The organism is Sulfitobacter sp. L-8, assembly GCF_056859255.1.
The window spans coordinates 44,608-63,748 of record NZ_JBSXOD010000052.1; the positions used below are offsets into that span (position 1 = coordinate 44,608).

Consider the following 19,141-nt stretch of genomic DNA (forward strand, 5'->3'; position numbering starts at 1 on the left):
TTACATAAATAATCTTGACAGGCTAGAAAATTCTGTAGTGATTGGTGTAGAGCAAGATGACAGGAGCCCCGTGATACATCGTGATTGGACATCGGCGCAGGTTGTGAACCCCAGGGGGCAGGGGGCTTGGTCATTGGTATGCGAACATGCGTCACGTCAGATACCTACCGATCTCTACGGGCTTGGCTTATCAGAGGCGGCCCGCCTGTCTCATGCTGCTTGGGACATCGGTGCGCTTGATGTGGCGCAGGCGATGTCCAAGATATTGGATGCCCCGTTGGTTGCGGGGGGTATTTCCCGCCTTGTGTACGACTGCAACCGTCCTCTGACTGCAGCAGACAGTATTCCGGTGCGCAGTGAAGTATATGATATTCCCGGCAACGCTGGTTTGACCGATACCCAGAAAAGCGAGCGTTACGATCTGGTTCACACGCCGTTTCACGATGCGATAGAACAGGTTCTTGACGGGCAGAATTCCCCTGTTTTGGTTACAATCCATAGTTTCACGCCCGTATACAACGGTGTGAAACGTGACGTCGAACTGGGTTTTCTATACCACCGAAACCCAGTCGCAGCACAGCGTGTTCTGGAGGTTGAACAGGCCAAAGGGCGTTTCCGGGTGGCACTGAACGAACCCTATGCAGCAAGCGACGGAGTGACCTATACCTTGGCAAAACACGGTGAGGCGCGGGGGTTGCATGCAATCATGCTGGAAATTCGCAACGACCTGATCGACACGCCGGTCAAAGCTCAGGAAATGGCGTGGCATTTGTGCCAGACCCTGACCCAGGCATTTTCCGCCCCCCAGAAAGAGGCCGCCGTATGAACGCGATGCGCAGATATATCGCCATAGTGGACAAGTTCAATTACGGGTTGGGCCGCATCATGATGTACGGCATCTTCGTCTTGATGGGCATACTGCTCTGGTCCTCATACAACAAAACTTTTGCATCCCCCCAGCTTTGGACGCTGGAGATGGCGCAGTTCGTGATGGTGGGCTACTACATTCTTGGTGGTCCCTATGCGATGCAGATGGGTGCCAACGTGCGCATGGATCTGTTTTATGCTGAGCTAACGCCGCGCAAAAAGGCCTGGACGGACTGTATCACCGTCGTGTTCTTGCTAGTCTATCTTGTGATCCTGCTGTGGGGTGGGATCGAATCCACGATGTATTCCTTCAAATACGGCGGCGAACGAAGTCCGACTGCATGGCGCCCTTATATGTGGCCGGTCAAAGTGACCATGTGCATCGGAATTTCTCTGATGTTGCTGCAAGCTGTCTCTGAACTGTTCAAGGACATCCTTTTCCTCAAATCCGGTGAGGACACCCGCGATGCCCTATGAATTGATCGCTGTCTTGATGTTTTCGACGATGATGCTGATGCTACTGACGGGCCAGCGGGTGTTCGGCGCCATCGGCTTTGTCGCCGTAATCGCCGCGCTGTTGTTATGGGGGGATCGCGGCGGCTATGACATCGGGTTCTCTGCCGCGATCAAGCTGATGCGCTGGTATCCGCTGCTGACCCTGCCGATGTTCATCTTCATGGGATACGTGTTGTCGGAAAGTAAGATCGCTGATGATCTCTATAAGATGTTCCATGTCTGGATGGGGGGCTTGCGGGGCGGTCTGGCCATCGGGACAATAGGGCTGATGGTGCTGATCTCGGCGATGAACGGCCTGTCGGTGGCGGGCATGGCAATCGGTGCGACGATCGCGCTGCCCGAGCTGTTGAAGCGCAACTATGACAAGCTGATGGTGACCGGTGTGATTCAGGCGGGGTCAAGTTTGGGCATCCTCGTGCCGCCTTCGGTTGTGCTTGTGCTTTATGCGATGATCGCGCGCCAACCGGTGGGGCAATTGTGGTTGGCGGGGGCCATACCCGGGTTGATGATGGCCGCGATGTTCATCATCTACATTGCAATACGGTGCCGCATAAATCCCGAACTAGGGCCGGTATTGTCACCTGAAGAAAGAGATGTCGGCTGGCCCGAAAAGCTGCGCCTGTTGCGCGCGGGGCTGCTGCCTGTGGTGATCTTTGCCGTGATGATGGTACCCTTTGTGAATGGTTGGACATCGCTTGTCGAAAGCTCCGCCATTGGTGCCATCGCGGCCTTTCTCGCTGCCGTGCTCAAGGGGCGTATGACCCGGGCGGTGTTTGAAACTTCCGTGCGCCAGACCCTGGCGATCACTTGCATGTTCATGTGGATCATCCTTGCAGCGCTGGCCTTTGGTGCGGTGTTCGACGGGCTTGGGGCGGTCAAGGCCATCGAAAACCTGTTCACCGAAAAGTGGGGTCTGAACCCGTGGGTGATCCTGATCCTGATGCAGCTGTCTTTCCTGGTTATGGGTACATTTTTGGACGACACGGCGATGCTGGTCATCGTGGCCCCGCTTTACGTGCCGCTGGTAGGGGCGCTCGGGTTCGATCTGGTGTGGTATGGTGTGCTTTATACGATCACATGTCAGATCGCCTATATGACGCCGCCGTTCGGCTATAACCTGTTTCTGATGCGCGCAATGGCCCCACCCGAGATCACGATTCGTGATATCTATCGGTCAATCGTTCCTTTTGTGGGGGTAATGGTGCTGGCCCTGGCAGTCGTCATGATCTTTCCTCAGATCGCGCTTTGGCTGCCAAATTACGTATACGGAAAGTAAATTATCAACAACCAGGCGGCCGGATCAACCGGCCCCATTCACCCGAAACCCGACAAGGAGTATTTGAGATGACCACCAGACGTAAGTTTTTAAAAGGGGCCGCAATCGCTGGTCCGGCAACCCTTGCCGCACCGTCGATCCTGCACGCGCAAGAACCGATCCGTTGGCGCTTTCAGACCTATGCAGGTTCCGCGCTGGGCGAAGAGGTGACAAAACCCGCGATCGACGCGATCAACGCTGCTGCCCAGGGTGAGCTTGAGATCGAGCTGTTTTATGCTGACCAGATCGTCCCCACGGGCGAGCTTTTCCAAGCACTTCAACGCGGCACCATCGACGGCGTGCATTCGGATGATGACTCCATGGCGTCGCCCACGCCTGTCCGGTCCTTCGGCGGATATTTCCCGCTGGCGACGAAACACGCGCTCGACGTGCCGGTGCTGTTCAACCAATACGGTCTGGCCGACATCTGGCGCGAGGAATACGCCAAGGTTGGCGTGCATTGGCTGTCTGCGGCGGGGCAGGATCCGTGCAACTTCAACACCGTCAAGCCGATCAAATCGCTGGCCGATATGGATGGGCTCAAGCTTTATACCTTCCCGACGGCGGGTCGCTTCCTGTCGCAATTCGGCGTCGTGCCGGTCAACATCCCCTATGAAGACGCCGAAGTCGCGGTGCAGACGGGCGAGTTGGACGGTATGGCGTGGTCGGGCATCACCGAAGACTACACCGTGGGCTGGGCCGATGTAACCAACTACTTCTGTACCAACAACATCTCGGGGGCGTGGATCGGGTCGTTCTTCGTCAACGCCGAGAAATGGGCAGAGCTGCCGGATCACCTCAAGCAGATCGTGAACTCCGCGGTCGAGGCCAGCCACACCTATCGCAACCAGTGGTATTGGGGCGGCGAGGCGCGTCTGCGCGCGTCCGGTGAAAAGCTGGAGCTGACATCCGTACCGCAAGACGAATGGAAAGTGGTCGAGGAAGCGGCGGTGAAGTTCTGGGACGAAATGGCCGAAGAAGGCGAAACCGCCGCCAAGATCGTGCAGATTTTCCGCGACTATAACAACGTCATCTCGAAAGCGGGCCCGCCCTATACTTTCGGCTGATCCGGCTTTGACATCATGACCATCGGGGCGGCGCATCTGTGCCGCCCCCTCACATCAAAAGGGACGTTTGCAGATGGGCAACCTTACTTTCGACACGCTCAAGGACCTGGCCGCCAAAGGCGAGGTGGACACGGTGCTCGTGGCACTGGTGGACATGCAGGGCCGCCTGATGGGCAAGCGTTTTCACGTCACGAATTTCATCGATCATTCCCATGCGGAGACGCATTGCTGCAACTATTTGCTGGCAACCGATCTGGTGATGTCCACGCCCGAGGGCTTTGCCTCGACCAGCTGGGAAACCGGCTATGGCGACTATGTGCTGCGGCCTGATCTGTCGACCATGCGCCATGTGCCGTGGCTGGATAAAACCGTGCTGGTGCTTGGCGATGTGCTGGATCACCACACCCACGAACCTGTCTCCCATTCGCCGCGCGCCATGCTGAAAAAGCAGATCGCCCGTCTGGATGCGCTTGGCTTTGATGCGATGATGGCGACCGAGCTTGAGTTCTTTCTGTTCGAGGGCGACTATCGCACCTTGCAGAAAGAGAAATACGCCAACCTCGTGCCCCTGAACGGCCACAACGAAGACTACTGCCTGTTCCAGACCACGAAAGAGGAAAGCTTCCTTCAGCCGCTGCGCAACCATCTCGTGGGGGCGGGGATTCCGGTCGAATGCACCAAGGGTGAGGCCGAGGTCGGCCAGCAAGAGCTTAACATCCGCTATGCCGATGCGCTGGCCTGTGCCGATCACCACACCATTTCGAAACAAGCGGTGAAAGAGATCGCCTATCAGCAGGGATTCTCGGCCTCCTTCCTGCCCAAGTGGTCGGCGGATAAGGTGGGGTCGTCCAGCCATGTGCATATGTCGCTGTGGAAAGACGGCACGCCCGCGTTCTATGACAAGGACGCCAAGCTGGGCATGTCGCAGATGATGCAGCATTTCATGGCGGGTCTGATCGCCTATGCCCCTGATATCACTTATTTCTTCGCGCCCTATATCAACAGCTACAAACGCTTTGCCAAAGGCACCTTTGCGCCTACGAAAACCGTCTGGTCTGTCGATAACCGCACCGCGGGCTTCCGGCTGTGTGGCGATGGCACCAAGGGTATTCGCGTTGAATGTCGCATCGGCGGGTCTGACCTGAACCCCTATCTGGCGCAGGCTGTGCTGCTTGCGGCAGGGCTGAAGGGGATCGAGGAAAAGCTGCCTTTGCAAGAGCCGGCGATGGGCGATGTCTACGAAGACGCCAACGTCACCGAAATCCCCCGCACCCTGCGTGCCGCGACCCAAACGCTGCGCAACTCTGCCATGCTGCGCGAGGCCCTTGGCGACGACGTGGTTGACCACTACACCCGCGCAGCCGAATGGGAGCAGGAGGAGTACGACAAGGTCGTGACCGACTGGGAAATCAACCGCGGATTTGAGCGAGCATAAACCATGACAAACACTTTGAAATGTATCTCACCGATTGACGGATCGGTTTACCTTGAACGCCCGGTCCTGTCGCTGGAGGCGGCGCGCGATGTCTGCGCCCGTGCCAAGGCAGCACAAGGCGCATGGGCCGCGCGCCCCTTGGCGGAACGTGTCCAACTGGTGCGCGATGCCATTGCCGAGGTGGGCAAAACGACCGATCGTATGGCGCAGGAACTGGCGCATCAGATGGGCCGTCCGGTGCGTTATGGCGGCGAGTTTGGCGGCTTTGCCGAGCGCGGCAACTATATGGCAGACATCGCCGAAAAGGCGCTGGCCCCGACGATTGTCGAAGACAGCGACAAGGCCACCCGCAAGATCACCCGCGAGGCGCGCGGCGTTGTACTGGTCGTGGCCCCGTGGAACTACCCCTATATGACGGCGATCAACACGGTCGCGCCAGCGCTGATCGCGGGGAATACCGTGGTGCTGAAGCACGCCACCCAAACCCTGCAAGTGGGTGAACGTCTGGCCGAAGCTTTCCACGCCGCAGGTATCCCCGATGATGTCTTCCAGAACGTCTTTCTTGATCACGACACCACCTCGGCGCTGATCGCTGAACGGCAGTTCGGTTTCGTGAACTTCACCGGATCGGTCGGGGGCGGCAAGGCGATGGAGATTGCGGCCGCAGGCACCTTTACCCCCGTCGCGACCGAACTGGGGGGCAAAGACCCCGGCTATGTGCGCGCCGACGCGGATGTCGACGCCGCTGTTGACGGGCTGATGGATGGGGCGATGTTCAACGCGGGGCAGTGCTGCTGCGGGATCGAACGGATTTATGTGCACGAAAGCCTGTATGATGCCTTTGTCGAAAAGGCCGTGGCTAGGGTCAATGCGCTCAAGCTTGGCAACCCGCTTGAGGCGGATACCGATATCGGCCCCATGGCGAACGTCCGTTTCGCCGCCGAGGTCCGCGCCCAGATATCCGAGGCCGTCGCCGCCGGTGCCACCGCGCTGATCGATACCTTTGAGGCGGATGACGGCGGCGCGTATCTCACGCCGCAGATCCTGACCAACGTCACCCACGACATGCGCGTGATGCGCGACGAAAGCTTTGGCCCCGTCGTGGGCATCATGCCCGTCAAAGACGACGCGGAAGCAATTGCGCTGATGAACGACTGCCAGTTCGGCCTGACCGCCGCGATCTTTACCAAGGATGCCGATGCCGCCGATGCCATCGGCGCGCAGCTGGAAACCGGTACCGTGTTCATGAATCGCTGCGATTACCTTGATCCGGCCCTGTGCTGGACCGGCTGCAAGGACACAGGGCAGGGAGCGGGCCTGTCCGAGCTTGGCTATCAGGCGCTGACGCGCCCCAAATCTTACCACCTGAAAAAGGCTTGATCCTTATGGCACTGCAAAACAACTGGTCCTACCCCACCGCCATCCGCTTTGGCGCGGGCCGTATTTCTGAAATCGGAGAGGCCTGCGTGGCCACGGGGATGAAAAACCCCTTGCTGGTGACGGACAAGGGCCTTGCCTCGATGGAGATCACGACCCGCACGCTGGACCTGCTGGACGGCGCAGGCTTTGGCCGCGCGATGTTCTCGGAAGTGGACGCGAACCCGACTGAACTGAACCTTGAGGCGGGGCTGAAGGTCTACCGCGAGGGCGGGCATGATGGTGTGATCGCCTTTGGCGGCGGCTCGGGTCTGGATCTGGGCAAGATGGTCGCCTTCATGGCGGGACAGTCGCGGCCTGTTTGGGATTACGAGGATGTCGGCGATTGGTGGACCCGTGCCGACGCGGACGCTATTGCGCCGATCATTGCTGTGCCCACCACTGCGGGTACAGGTTCGGAAGTGGGCCGCGCATCCGTCCTGACAAATTCACAGACCCACGTCAAAAAGATCATTTTTCACCCCAAGGTTCTGCCGACGGTCGTGATCTGCGATCCTGAACTGACGGTGGGGATGCCCAAACATATTACCGCGGGCACTGGCCTTGATGCCTTTGCCCATTGCGTCGAGGCGTTTAGCAGCCCGCATTATCATCCCATGTCGCAGGGTATCGCGCTGGAGGGTATGCGACTGGTCATTGATTACCTGCCCCGCGCTTACGCAGACGGCAACGATATCGAAGCGCGCGCGCAGATGATGTCAGCGGCGGCGATGGGGGCGACGGCGTTTCAGAAAGGTCTGGGCGCGATTCACGCGATGAGCCATCCGATCGGCGCTGTTTTCAACACCCACCACGGCACCACCAACGCCGTGTGCATGCCAGCTGTGCTGGACTTGAACGAAAGCGTGATCCGCGAACGGTTCGACCGGGCTGCGGGATACTTGGGAATTGACGGCGGCTATGATGGGTTCCGCAGCTTTGTGCAGGAATTCAACGACAGCTTCGCGATACCGCGCAAACTGTCTGAAATGGGCGTAACCGCAGACCGAATAGATGACATGGTCGCCATGGCATTGGAGGATCCGTCATGCGGTGGCAACCCTGTGACCTTGACCACGGAAAACCTGCGCAAGCTCTTTGAAGCCACGGTTTGATACACGTTTGAGACCAGGCATGTCCCGGTAGACTCCCCGTCACCGGGACATGCGGGCCGCACCGCGTATCGGCGGGCTAACCCTGGCGAAACTGGGGGGGCGCCAGGGTTTGATCCAGTCGGGTCGAGGGTAAGCCCGCTGGAAGGGGCGTTAAGCGTCTTTGGCTGCCAAGGTGCCGATTGTGACAGCGCGGGTGACTTCCTTGCCTTTATGCAAGACAACCACATCCGCTTTGGCATCCGGTTTTGTTTCGGCAACGGCACGGGTCAGGTCACGCAATTCGGTGATATCGGTGCCGTCAAAGGACAAGATGATGTCACCTTGCTCAAGACCAGCCTTCTTGGCGGGGCTATCGTCGCCAACGGCTTCGATTACCGCACCTTTAGGTGTACCATACCCAAGGACCTGCGCGACTTCATCGGTCATCGGACGAATTTGAACGCCAAGCCAGCCGCGGGTGATTGTGCCGTCATCGGCCAGATCCGCAACGATCTTTTGCACCAGATCAGACGGCACCGAGAACCCGATCCCTACCGAGCCGCCACCTGGCGACAAGATCGCTGTGTTCACACCAATCACTTCGCCGGCATTGTTGAACAGCGGACCGCCCGAGTTACCGCGGTTGATCGCTGCATCGGTCTGAATGAAGTCGTCATAAGGGCCGGAATTGATGTTGCGCGACTTGGCCGAAATGATGCCGGTTGTCACGGTGCCGCCAAGACCAAAGGGGTTGCCCATCGCGACAACTTCGTCACCGACGCGCATGGCGTCAGACGAGCCAAATTTTACAGTGGGCAAATCTACGTCGGCTTCGATCTTGAGCAGCGCAATGTCGGTCATGCGGTCACTGCCCACGACGGTGGCATCAAACGTGCGCCCGTCCGAGAGCTTTACCTTTACACTGTCTGCGCCTTCGACGACGTGGTTATTGGTGACGATCTGGCCATCCTTGGAGATGATGAAACCTGACCCCAGGCCTTGAACCGGCTGCGGCTGGGCCTGGCTCTGGGGCATCATCTGCTCAAAGCGCTTGCGTAATTCTTCCGGCATGCCTTGGGGCATATCCAACTGAGGTGCGGCTTGGGTCGTGGTTCCCGATACTTCGATGAAAACGACGGACGGTGAAATGGTTTCGACCAGATCGGCATAGCCGCCCGCAGGTATGGCCAGCGCCGTGGTCGGAGCCAATGTTGCGACTGAAGTCGACGCCAGAGCCGCGGCCAAAACAAATGGTGCCACGCGACTGGGAGTTTTTAATTTGATAAGAGATGTCATGCTTGTTTCCTTACATCTTCGCTGATGACACCCAAATGGCAGGTCATTGTTACACTGCGTTTCAACGGCGTATACAAATCTGTAAACTTGCGCGGCACCGCTGTTCAGCAGCCCTATATCGGGTATTCCGAGGGCAAATCGTATTGGAACCGACGAAATGAAGCTGCTTGTAGTCGAAGACGACGCCACCACCGCCACCTATATCACGCGAGGACTGCGCGAAGAGGGGCACACTGTCGATATGGTATCCGAAGGGCGCGAAGGCCTGATTCTTGCTGCATCGGGCAGCTATGACGTGCTTATCGTTGACAGGATGTTGCCGGAGGTAGATGGGCTGACCCTCGTGAAAACGCTTCGGGGCACAGGCAACACCACACCGGTTTTATTTCTCACCGCCATGGGCAGCGTCGAAGACCGTATCAGTGGACTTAACGCTGGCGGCGACGACTATCTGGTAAAGCCGTTCGCGTTTGGCGAACTTTCGGCGCGGGTCGCGGCGCTTTCTCGGCGTCCTCAGGCGCTGGAGCAGGAGACAGTCCTGCGCGCAGCCGACCTTGAAATGCACCTGATTACGCGCAAGGTGATGCGGGCCGGGCAGGTGATCGACTTGCTTCCACGTGAATTCGCCTTGCTCGAACACTTGCTGCGGCGCAAGGGGCGGGTCCAGACCCGCACCATGTTGCTTGAGGCAGTGTGGGACATCAGTTTTGATCCAATGACCAACGTTGTGGAAACGCACGTTAGCCGCTTGCGCGCCAAGGTGGATAAACCCTTTGATCGCGAATTGATTCAGACCGTGCGTGGTGCGGGTTACAGGATCGACGGATGAAGGCACGGCTCGCTCAGCTATGGCGGTCCATGCCGGTGCGGCTTGCGCTGCTGTTGGTTTTGTTGTTTTCGACAGTCAGCTTGCTGAGCCTGGCTGCCAGCTATGCGGTGACCCAGAATTCTTTCGAAGCCGCCATACGCGCCGACCTTGAACAGGACATCGCCGGATTTCGCGCCGCGCCGAACGCGGGTGCCGTTGCGTTGCTGGTTGATGCCGAGTCGCGCGACACAGATCCCAGTCGGATCGTATTAAGTTACATATCCCCCAATGGGCGGCTTTTCGGGAACGGGGCGATTGCACGGGATGACGAGGGTTACCACATCGTTTCATTGACCCAAGACCGAGCCGAGTATGATGGTGCCTATCTCGCTCTTACCATTCCGCTGTATGGGGGCCAGCTGACCGTCGCGCGCAGCCGCGCCCAGATCGAGGCGCTTGGCACTGTGTTTCTGAACATTTTGCTGATCAGTCTGCTACCCACGGTGTTGATCGCGTTGTCAGGCGGGCTGTATCTGGCCCGGCGAAGCAAGCGACACGTAGAAGTGATAGGCCACACGTTGGATGACCTGACCGACGGGGACCTGGCTGCCCGGGTGTCGGTGTCGCCTAATTGGGCTGATGACATGATCCGTATCGGTAACAAGGTGAACCAGATGGCTGGCGCACAAGAGGCACAGATGCAAATGGTGCGGCAGGTATCTTCAGATATCGCGCACGATCTCAAAACTCCGATCCAGAGGGTGGCGGTGCATCTGGATGACTTGGCCCGTCTGGTCCCCCCCGAGACCGAAGGCGGCATACTGCTGGAAAAGGCCCAGGACGAGGTAACAGGGATCGCATCGGTTTTTCAGTCGCTATTGCAAATCGCTTCGGTGGAATCAGGGTCGCCGAAATCACATTTTCAACCCGTTGATCTTAACCAGTTGTGTCTGACCTTCAGTGAAGTTTATGAACCTGCGGCAACGGCCAGCAACCACTCTTTGATTGCCGAGGTGCCGCCTGAGCCTATAAAGGTGAAGGGGGATAAAAACCTGTTGGGACAGGTGATTGCCAACCTGGTGGAAAACGCTTTGCGGCACACCCCTGAAGGAAGCCGGATTTCGCTGTCGCTTAAGACGCAGGACGAACATGCGGTGATCGAGGTGGCTGATAACGGTGCCGGAATACCCGAGGCGGAGCGTGAAAAAGTGCTGCGACGTCTTTACCGGCTGGATGCAAGCCGGAATACACCCGGGAACGGACTGGGTCTAAGCCTGGTGGAAGGGGTGGTGAAACTGCACGGTGGCACCTTGCAGTTGTTGGACAACGCACCCGGCCTGAAAGTCAGAATCGTCATCTAAGCCCTGATTGGCTGCGGCGATTTGAATATGTGACATATTTGAGTGTGTGACTTATTGGCGTTGAACGCTACCATGGGGTTCATCGATCGGATGAAACTCTAGCGTCCGGCAGTAAATAAGAGGTTTTGATATGCTCGATGGGTTTTCGGCCGAGACTCTGGCGCGAGTTCAATTCGCTTTCACGATGTCTTTTCATATCATTTTTCCAGCGTTTTCGATCGGGTTGGCCAGTTTTCTCGCGGTCACCAATGCGCTTTGGTTATGGACCAAAGACGAAACCTATCAGGTGCTGTTCAACTATTGGAAAAAGATATTCGCCGTGGCCTTCGGCATGGGGGTCGTTTCGGGAATTGTGATGTCTTACCAATTCGGGACAAACTGGTCGGTGTTCTCGGACAAGGCGGGGCCGGTCGTTGGTCCCCTTATGGCTTACGAAGTGCTTTCCGCCTTCTTTCTCGAGGCAGGGTTCCTGGGGATTATGCTGTTCGGCCTGAAACGTGTCGGACCGGGCTTGCACATGTTCGCGACGGCGATGGTTGCATTCGGGACTTTGCTGTCCGCGACATGGATCCTTTCCGTTAACAGCTGGATGCAGACACCCGCAGGATATGGCATGAACGACGTTGGCCAGTATATTCCTCTGGATTGGTGGAAGATCATTCTCAATCCTTCGTTCCCTTATCGGCTTGTCCACATGGTATTGGCGGCTTTCCTGACGACTGCGCTGGTGGTCGGCGGGGTCGGTGCCTGGCACCTGTTGAAGGACCATACCGGCCCGGCGTCCCGCCGTATGTTTTCGATGGCGATGTGGATGCTGTTGCTGGTGACACCGCTTCAGATCGCAGCGGGGGACTTTCACGGTCTCAACACTCTCGAGCATCAGCCGGTAAAGGTGATGGCGATGGAGGGTCATTTTGAAAGTCATCCCGATGGTGCCCCTCTGATCTTGTTCGGCATTCCGAACCAAGCTGAAAAGCGTATGGATTATTCTGTCGAAGTCCCGAAGCTTTCTTCGCTGATCCTGAAGCACGACCTGAATGCACCGCTGGCGGGGCTTGATACCGTGGCAGATGAAAACGAACCACCGGTGGCGATCGTGTTCTTTTCGTTTCGCGTGATGGTCGGGCTGGGCTTTGCCATGCTGGGCCTGGGCTTGTGGGGCGGCATCGCGCGCTGGCGCGGCAAGCTGTATCAAGCGCCGATGTTGCATCGGTTATCGGTGATCATGGGGCCGGCAGGCTTTGTTGCAGTGTTGGCCGGCTGGATCACCACCGAAGTCGGTCGGCAACCGTTCACGATCTACGGTCTCTTGCGGACATCCGACAGCCTAGCCCCGGTCAGCGCCCCGGCTGTGGGTGCATCTTTGATTTCATTTATCATCATCTACTTTTTCGTTTTTGGTGCCGGAATCTTTTATATCATGAAGCTGATGAGCAAGCGGCCCAGAGTTGGATCGGTCGGCGAGCTTACCGATGCGCCGACCCGTGCTGCCACGGCCAAGCCGATCATTAATGGCTCGTCTACGCCGAGCACCACAGCCTGATAGGATAGATCATATGTTTGGACTTGAGCTTTCTTTTATTTGGGCGGGAATCATCGCCCTTTCCGTGTTGATTTACGTTATCCTGGATGGGTTCGACCTTGGCGTTGGGTTGCTGTTCCCTTTGTCTAAAGACGAAAGCGAACGCGACGTGATGATGAACTCCGTGGCACCGATTTGGGACGGAAACGAAACCTGGCTGGTCTTGGGCGGCGGGGGGCTGCTTGCGGTTTTCCCGCTGGCTTATGCGACGGTGCTGCCTGCGCTGTATATGCCGATTATCCTGATGTTGCTTGGGCTTATCTTTCGCGGCGTGGCGTTTGAATATCGGTGGCGAACCACGCGCTGGAAGCCGCTTTGGGATGTCTCGTTCTTCGGCGGATCATTGGTTGCCGCGATGTGTCAGGGCATTGCCTTGGGTGCCTTGGTGCAGGGTATCCATATCGAGAATCGCACCTATGCAGGTGGCTGGTGGGACTGGCTAACCCCGTTTACGATCCTGACCGGAGCAGCCCTGACAGTCGGATACGCGATGCTGGGGGCGACCTGGCTCAACATGAAGCTACAAGGCCGCATTCAGGCCCATATGCGGCGCCTCGCGTGGCCTTTCGCCGTGGCCACGGTGGTGTTCATGGGGGTGTTCAGCCTGTGGTCCCCGTTTCAGAATGTCGAATACTTTAATCGCTGGTTCGCATTCCCGACAGCAATCTTCAGCTTCCTGGTGCCTGCACTGGTCGCGGCCGCGGTATTCGGGCTTTTCCAGGGACTACGCCGGCACTGGGACATCATTCCGTTCCTGTGCGCCGAGGCGTTGTTCGTTCTGGGGTTCATCGGCATCGGTATCAGTTTTTACCCATTTATCGTACCGTCATCCCTGACAATCGCGGAAGCGGCGGCACCCGACAGCAGTCTCATGTTCACGCTCGTCGGGACCCTTGTGCTATTGCCGATGATCCTGATTTACACAGCGTATACCTATTGGGTATTCCGTGGCAAAATTGACCCCGAGGATGGATATCATTGAAGCTGCAAAAGTGGATATCCCGTAGCGGGTGGTTCGTGCTGATCTGGGTACTGAGCGTGCTCGCGTTAAGCGTTGTTGCCTATGCGATCCGGCTTGCCATCGTCCCTTGATCGGCGTTGTGAAACGCGGCCTGCCGCAAGGTAATTCGGTGCTCTGCCTTGACTGCGATGCTGACCCTTGGTGCTTTGTGACCTACCCGCGCGATTAAGTCTTAAGGAGCCGCAGATGCGTGCAATGCAAGTTACAGCCTATGATCAACCGTTGGCGCTGCGTGATCTTGACCGCCCCGCCCCAAAAGCAGGTGAGGTACAGGTCAAGATTGCGACCTGTGGTCTGAACTTCGGCGATTTGCTTTTGATCAAAGGTACCTATCAGCAAAAGCCGGATTTGCCCTTTACCCTCGGGATGGAATTGGCGGGTACGATCACGGGCCTTGGCCACGGGGTGCAGGGCTTCCGTATCGGTCAGCGTATCGCTGCATATACCGGGTTGGGTGGGTTGGCAGAATATGCAGCCGTTCCGGCTGACATTTGCGTGCCGATCCCGGACCAGATGACCAACGAAGATGCGGCGGCTTTCTTGATTGCTTATGGAACCAGCCATGTGGCCCTGCACCACCGGGCACGAATGCAGCCGAAAGAACGGTTGTTGGTGCTGGGTGCCTCTGGGGGCGTCGGCCTGACGGCAGTCGAGTTGGGCAAACTGATGGGGGCCGAAGTGATTGCCTGTGCCCGTGGCAAGGCAAAGCTGGATATCTGTCGCGATGCCGGTGCCGATCATTTGATCGATTCCGATACGGATGACATCCGCGACGTCGTCAAATCGCTGGGCGGGGCTGACGTCGTATATGATCCCGTCGGTGGCGCGCAGTTCAACGCAGCCATGCGGGCATGTAACCCCGAAGCGCGCATCTTGCCACTTGGCTTTGCCTCAGGGGAAGTACCGCAAATTCCCGCGAATATCATCATGGTCAAGAATTTGAACGTGTTAGGGGTATTTTGGGGCGGCTATAAGACAACAAATCCCATGGTATTGACCGATAGCTTCAAGGTACTGATTGACTGGTATCGCGCAGGTAAGTTGAAACCGCACGTGAGCAATGTGCTTGAATTGGAGCAGGCGAACGCCGCACTTGACCTGTTGCGCACCCGCCAGGCCACGGGCAAGGTGATCGTGCGGGTGGCTTAGGCCCGCCGTCCCATCGGGGAGGTTATCCGCTGTTTTGCTTTCTGTCGTTCGCGAAGGAATACAAACAATCCCGATGACAGGATCAGGCCGATGCCTAGCCAGATCTCCCACATCGGGATATCCCCGAAGATCACGACGCCCCAGAATACCGCCATGGGCAGGCCGACGTATTCAAAAGGGGCGACGGTGGCGACATCGGCGATCCTGTAGGCCTGGCTCAGGCAATAGCCGATGGCGGCGACGTTCAACCCAAGGGCAAGGAAAACCCATACATCGTCGCTTTGCGGCCAGACCCAGGCCCGGAGCAAGAACTTTGTCGATGCGGCGCTGTCGGTGGTAACAAACCGCCCGTCACCGGTAGCGACAAAAAAACCCAAAGAGACAATGATGAAAACGCACTGAAGATAGACTGACAAGGCCGATGCCTTGCTGCGCATCCCCAGTTTCCGGGTCATCAGTTGGTTCAGCGCGTAGGTCAGTGCAGAAACGACGGGCAATAACAGCACGAGGCGCGACGCCTGAAGCGACTGCGCGTCGGCCCATGGGCGTTGCATGATGATCACCCCGATAAACCCGACTGCAACGGCTCCAAGTCGCATCACTCCGACTTTTTCACCTAAGACGGGAATTGACAGCAACGTGATGAACAACGGTGCGACGAAAAATATAGCCGTCGCATCAGCCAAGGGTATCGCGGCAAGCGCAAGAAAGAAGGTCATATTGGCAATCACAACCATAAGACCGCGCAACAGATGCCATCCCGGTTGCGAGGTTTTCAAAATGTGCCAACCGCCTTCAAGTTGCACCAGAACAAGACCTGCCAAAAGGCCAATGGATGAACGTGCAAAAATAATCTCATGCAAGGGATAGCCATCCGACAATTGCTTGATCAGCATGTCATTAATCGAAATGGCAAACACGCCAGCAAGAACGAAGGCAATGGCTGCGCCGGGCTTGTTGTGTGCAGTTGCATTCATGCCAGAGACCTATCACCTATGGATGATCTGTCCAGCGCGTTTCACCTTGGCCTGCAATAAGGAACTGCGTTAGGTTAGCCCAAATAATACCCTGAGGAGGATACGCCATGCAGATGTCAGACACCCGCCAGATCAACGCCAGCCCCGCTGAAGTCTATGCGGCATTACTCGACCCCGATATGCTGATCAAATGCGTCCCCGGCGCGACCGAGGTGACTGGGTCCCCTGAAGACGGGTTTGAAGCGACGGTTGTTCAGAAGGTCGGGCCGGTCAAGGCGACTTTTAAAGGCCAGGTCACGATGACGGATATGATTCCGGACCAGTCGATCAAGATCAGCGGCGAAGGCAAGGGCGGCGCGGCAGGTTTCGCCAAAGGTGAGGCTGACGTGAAACTTGTCGCGAAAGACGGGGGTACCGAATTGTCGTATGATGTTGAAGCAAAGGTCGGGGGCAAGCTGGCTCAGCTGGGCAGCCGCATCATCGACGGCTTCGCGAAAAAGATGGCGGACCAGTTTTTCAGCAACCTGCAGCAAACCCTGGAAGGACCAGCGGACGGCGAAGCCGACACTGGCGAAGAGCCCGCCGAAAAAAAGGGGTGGTTCGGGCGATCAAAAACCTGAAATGCTTCACCTCTGTTAAATCAGCCCCAATAGGTCTAGTTTCCGGCCAAACCAGCCGGAGACACCTATGCCTGATATCGTAGAGATCACTAACCTGCGCAAAGCCTATGCAGGAGGCTTCGAAGCGCTCAAGGGCGTCAACCTAAAGATAGAGCAGGGTGAAATCCTGGCATTGCTTGGGCCCAATGGGGCCGGAAAGACAACGCTCATATCGACGATATGTGGCATTACCACGGCAACTGAAGGGACGGTCACCGTGGGTGGCCACGACACGGTTACGGACTATCGCCAGGCGCGGTCCATGGTTGGGTTGGTGCCGCAGGAAATAAACCTTGAACCGTTCGAAAGAGTGGTCAATACCGTCGCGTTTTCGCGAGGACTGTTCGGTAAACCCACAAACGATGCGGCGATAGAAAAAATCCTTCGGCAGCTTTCGCTTTGGGACAAGAAAAACAACCAGATCCGAGAGCTTTCCGGCGGCATGAAACGTCGCGTGTTGATCGCAAAGGCACTGGCCCACGAGCCTCGGGTGTTGTTTCTTGATGAACCTACGGCAGGCGTAGATGTCGAGCTGCGGCGCGACATGTGGGAGATCGTGGCCGGCCTCAAGGCTGATGGGGTGACGATCATTTTGACCACCCACTACATCGAAGAGGCCGAAGCCATCGCCGACCGTATCGGAATCATCGCAGAAGGGGAGCTGCTGCTGGTCGAGGATAAGGATAAGCTCATGACGCGCATGGGGAAAAAGCAATTAGTTGTGCAGCTCACCAAGCCGATTGATGCGCTGCCGACGTCGTTGGTCTCTGACAGTCTAGCGCTCTCTGACGACGGTGCCGCTTTGATCTATACCTATGACACCCGCGCCGAACGGACCGGGATCACGAAACTTTTGGCGGATGTTTCCGATGCGGGTTTGATCCTAGCGGATATCGAGACCAAGCAAAGCAGCCTCGAGGATATTTTTGTGGGGCTGATAAAGGAGGGTGCAGCATGAACTGGATCGCCGTTAAGTCGATATATACCTTTGAGATGGCGCGTTTCTTTCGGACGATTACCCAAAGCCTTATATCGCCTGTTTTATCCACGTCGCTGTATTTCGTGGTGTTCGGTGCGGCAATCGGTAGCCGCATCCAAGAGGTGGAAGGCATCAGCTACGGTGCCTTCATCGTTCCCGGCTTGATCATGCTCAGCGTGATCACGCAGGCGATATCAAACGCGTCCTTCGGCATCTACTTTCCCAAGTTCATCGGTACCGTGTTCGAGCTTCTTTCCGCCCCGGTAAATTTTTTCGAGATCGTGTTGGGCTATGTGGGGGCCGCAGCCACCAAGGCTATGTTTATCGGGCTTATCATTCTCATCACATCCTTTTTCTTCGTGGATATTACGATACTGCACCCGGTGTGGATGATCGTTTTCCTAGTATTAACCTGCATAAGTTTTGCGTTGATGGGCTTTATCATCGGCATATGGGCAGGTAGTTTCGAACAGTTGCAACTGGTGCCGTTGCTGATTGTCACTCCCTTGGTATTTCTTGGTGGGTCGTTCTATTCGATTTCCATGTTACCGCCGGCATGGCAGGTGGTTTCGCACTTCAACCCGGTGGTGTATCTGATATCCGGATTTCGTTGGGCGTTTTTCGGGTCTGCCGATGTGCCCATCGTGACCAGCCTGTTTGCGATAGCAGGTTTCACGTTGCTTGGTCTGGCCGTCATATGGTGGATTTTTCGCACCGGCTGGCGGATTAGACAATAAGTATTGCTTGCCTGCCTTGTTTGCTCATCGGGCGCACTCTACATGGGAAGGTATGAGAAAATTCCTCCCCTTCCTTCCGTCCCGCCCGACCGTTTCGGTTGTACGTCTCTCCGGTGTCATCGGGGGGCGTGCCCGCGGCGGGTTGAACGACAGTGGCATAGGCCCCGCGATCGACAAGGCGTTTCGGCGCGGCAACCCGTCTGCGGTCGTTCTTGAAATCAGCTCTCCGGGGGGCAGCCCCGTTCAGTCTTCGCTAATTGGTGCGCGCATACGTGGGTTGGCCGATGAAAAGAACATCCCGGTCATCGCCTTTGTCGAAGATGTTGCAGCATCCGGTGGCTATTGGCTGGCCGCTGCGGCGGATGAGATTTACGCAGACCCAAATTCGGTCGTCGGGTCGATTGGCGTCATTGCGGCATCGTTTGGCGCAAGCGAACTGATCAATCGCCACGGGATAGAACGGCGCGTATATACCGCCGGGCAGTCGAAATCCATGATGGACCCGTTTCGCCCGGAAAAGGCCGAAGATGTCGACAGGTTGAAGTCCTTGTTGAACGATATCCATGCCAATTTTATCAATCATGTCAAAGAACGCAGGGGCAGCAAGCTGGCGTCCGACGTCGATCTGTTTACCGGCGAAGTATGGTTGGCCGAACGCGCGACGGATCTCGGATTGATCGACGGTATCGGTCATTTGCGACCGTTCATGAAGGACCGCTTCGGCGACAAGGTCAAGATCAACCGCTATGGTGCGAAGCGGGGTCTGCTTTCGCGGTTTGGCGCGCAGATTGTCGGTGATGCTGTCGCCAGTATCGAAGACCGTGCCCTCTACGCTCAGTTCGGTCTGTAGCACATGGTTTTC

Annotated in this window: 19 protein-coding genes; 17 read left to right on the forward strand and 2 right to left on the reverse strand. The window is 57.0% G+C overall.

From position 1 onward, the window contains the following. Nucleotides 1–70 precede the first annotated feature (70 nt). From AC13DE_RS12065 to AC13DE_RS12095, 7 genes are all read left to right on the forward strand, one after another. Complete coding sequence (locus AC13DE_RS12065; protein ID WP_446313613.1) at nucleotides 71–826, forward strand: N-formylglutamate amidohydrolase; 756 nt, start codon at nucleotides 71–73, stop codon at nucleotides 824–826. Then, on the forward strand, nucleotides 823–1,344 hold the full coding sequence (locus AC13DE_RS12070) for a TRAP transporter small permease subunit (RefSeq protein WP_446295457.1): 522 nt from the start codon (nucleotides 823–825) through the stop codon (nucleotides 1,342–1,344). The genes AC13DE_RS12065 and AC13DE_RS12070 overlap by 4 nt, the downstream gene beginning before the upstream one ends. After that, nucleotides 1,334–2,659, forward strand: coding sequence for a TRAP transporter large permease (locus tag AC13DE_RS12075; protein ID WP_446295456.1), 1,326 nt, complete (start codon nucleotides 1,334–1,336; stop codon nucleotides 2,657–2,659). Before AC13DE_RS12070 ends, AC13DE_RS12075 begins: the two co-directional genes overlap by 11 nt. 68 nt (nucleotides 2,660–2,727) lie before the next feature. Beyond that, complete coding sequence (locus tag AC13DE_RS12080) at nucleotides 2,728–3,765, forward strand: TRAP transporter substrate-binding protein (RefSeq protein WP_446295455.1); 1,038 nt, start codon at nucleotides 2,728–2,730, stop codon at nucleotides 3,763–3,765. A gap of 73 nt (nucleotides 3,766–3,838) precedes the next feature. Then, nucleotides 3,839–5,200, forward strand: a complete 1,362-nt coding sequence (locus tag AC13DE_RS12085; RefSeq protein ID WP_483047961.1) for a glutamine synthetase family protein — start codon at nucleotides 3,839–3,841, stop codon at nucleotides 5,198–5,200. 3 nt (nucleotides 5,201–5,203) lie between these two features. Beyond that, complete coding sequence (locus AC13DE_RS12090; RefSeq protein ID WP_483047962.1) at nucleotides 5,204–6,580, forward strand: aldehyde dehydrogenase family protein; 1,377 nt, start codon at nucleotides 5,204–5,206, stop codon at nucleotides 6,578–6,580. A 5-nt stretch (nucleotides 6,581–6,585) separates the two neighbouring features. Further along, nucleotides 6,586–7,731: an iron-containing alcohol dehydrogenase gene (locus AC13DE_RS12095; RefSeq protein WP_483047963.1), complete on the forward strand. Its 1,146-nt coding sequence runs from the start codon at nucleotides 6,586–6,588 to the stop codon at nucleotides 7,729–7,731. A 150-nt stretch (nucleotides 7,732–7,881) separates the two neighbouring features. On the opposite strand, the gene AC13DE_RS12100 is transcribed toward AC13DE_RS12095, so the two are convergent. Further along, entirely contained in the window at nucleotides 7,882–9,006 is a 1,125-nt protein-coding gene (locus tag AC13DE_RS12100) for a Do family serine endopeptidase (RefSeq protein WP_446313455.1), read from the reverse strand. A gap of 157 nt (nucleotides 9,007–9,163) precedes the next feature. On the opposite strand from AC13DE_RS12100, the gene AC13DE_RS12105 reads away from it, so the two are divergent. From AC13DE_RS12105 to AC13DE_RS12130, 6 genes are all read left to right on the forward strand, one after another. Then, complete coding sequence (locus AC13DE_RS12105) at nucleotides 9,164–9,835, forward strand: winged helix-turn-helix domain-containing protein (protein ID WP_446297729.1); 672 nt, start codon at nucleotides 9,164–9,166, stop codon at nucleotides 9,833–9,835. After that, nucleotides 9,832–11,175 (forward strand): sensor histidine kinase, encoded by a 1,344-nt coding sequence (locus AC13DE_RS12110; protein WP_446313456.1) that lies wholly within the window; start codon nucleotides 9,832–9,834, stop codon nucleotides 11,173–11,175. The genes AC13DE_RS12105 and AC13DE_RS12110 overlap by 4 nt, the downstream gene beginning before the upstream one ends. A gap of 130 nt (nucleotides 11,176–11,305) precedes the next feature. Beyond that, nucleotides 11,306–12,718: a cytochrome ubiquinol oxidase subunit I gene (locus AC13DE_RS12115; RefSeq protein WP_483047964.1), complete on the forward strand. Its 1,413-nt coding sequence runs from the start codon at nucleotides 11,306–11,308 to the stop codon at nucleotides 12,716–12,718. A 13-nt stretch (nucleotides 12,719–12,731) separates the two neighbouring features. Continuing rightward, nucleotides 12,732–13,739 (forward strand): cytochrome d ubiquinol oxidase subunit II, encoded by a 1,008-nt coding sequence (cydB, locus tag AC13DE_RS12120; RefSeq protein WP_446297725.1) that lies wholly within the window; start codon nucleotides 12,732–12,734, stop codon nucleotides 13,737–13,739. Then, nucleotides 13,736–13,849 carry a DUF2474 family protein gene (locus tag AC13DE_RS12125; protein WP_446297724.1) on the forward strand — a complete coding sequence of 38 codons (114 nt, stop codon included), beginning with the start codon at nucleotides 13,736–13,738 and terminating at the stop codon, nucleotides 13,847–13,849. Before cydB ends, AC13DE_RS12125 begins: the two co-directional genes overlap by 4 nt. 115 nt (nucleotides 13,850–13,964) lie before the next feature. Continuing rightward, nucleotides 13,965–14,927 carry an NADPH:quinone oxidoreductase family protein gene (locus AC13DE_RS12130; RefSeq protein WP_483047965.1) on the forward strand — a complete coding sequence of 321 codons (963 nt, stop codon included), beginning with the start codon at nucleotides 13,965–13,967 and terminating at the stop codon, nucleotides 14,925–14,927. Here AC13DE_RS12130 and AC13DE_RS12135 read toward each other — a convergent pair. Further along, complete coding sequence (locus AC13DE_RS12135; RefSeq protein WP_483047966.1) at nucleotides 14,924–15,904, reverse strand: DMT family transporter; 981 nt, start codon at nucleotides 15,902–15,904, stop codon at nucleotides 14,924–14,926. The genes AC13DE_RS12130 and AC13DE_RS12135 overlap by 4 nt on opposite strands. A gap of 107 nt (nucleotides 15,905–16,011) precedes the next feature. Here AC13DE_RS12135 and AC13DE_RS12140 point away from each other — a divergent pair, with 107 nt between their 5' ends. From AC13DE_RS12140 to AC13DE_RS12155, 4 genes are all read left to right on the forward strand, one after another. Then, complete coding sequence (locus tag AC13DE_RS12140) at nucleotides 16,012–16,524, forward strand: SRPBCC family protein (protein ID WP_483047967.1); 513 nt, start codon at nucleotides 16,012–16,014, stop codon at nucleotides 16,522–16,524. Between the two features lie 67 nt (nucleotides 16,525–16,591). Next, nucleotides 16,592–17,521: an ABC transporter ATP-binding protein gene (locus tag AC13DE_RS12145; RefSeq protein WP_446313459.1), complete on the forward strand. Its 930-nt coding sequence runs from the start codon at nucleotides 16,592–16,594 to the stop codon at nucleotides 17,519–17,521. Next, entirely contained in the window at nucleotides 17,518–18,279 is a 762-nt protein-coding gene (locus AC13DE_RS12150) for an ABC transporter permease (RefSeq protein WP_446297719.1), read from the forward strand. Before AC13DE_RS12145 ends, AC13DE_RS12150 begins: the two co-directional genes overlap by 4 nt. Before the next feature lie 52 nt (nucleotides 18,280–18,331). Beyond that, nucleotides 18,332–19,129, forward strand: a complete 798-nt coding sequence (locus AC13DE_RS12155) for a S49 family peptidase (RefSeq protein WP_446297718.1) — start codon at nucleotides 18,332–18,334, stop codon at nucleotides 19,127–19,129. The last annotated feature ends 12 nt before the right edge of the window (nucleotides 19,130–19,141 follow it).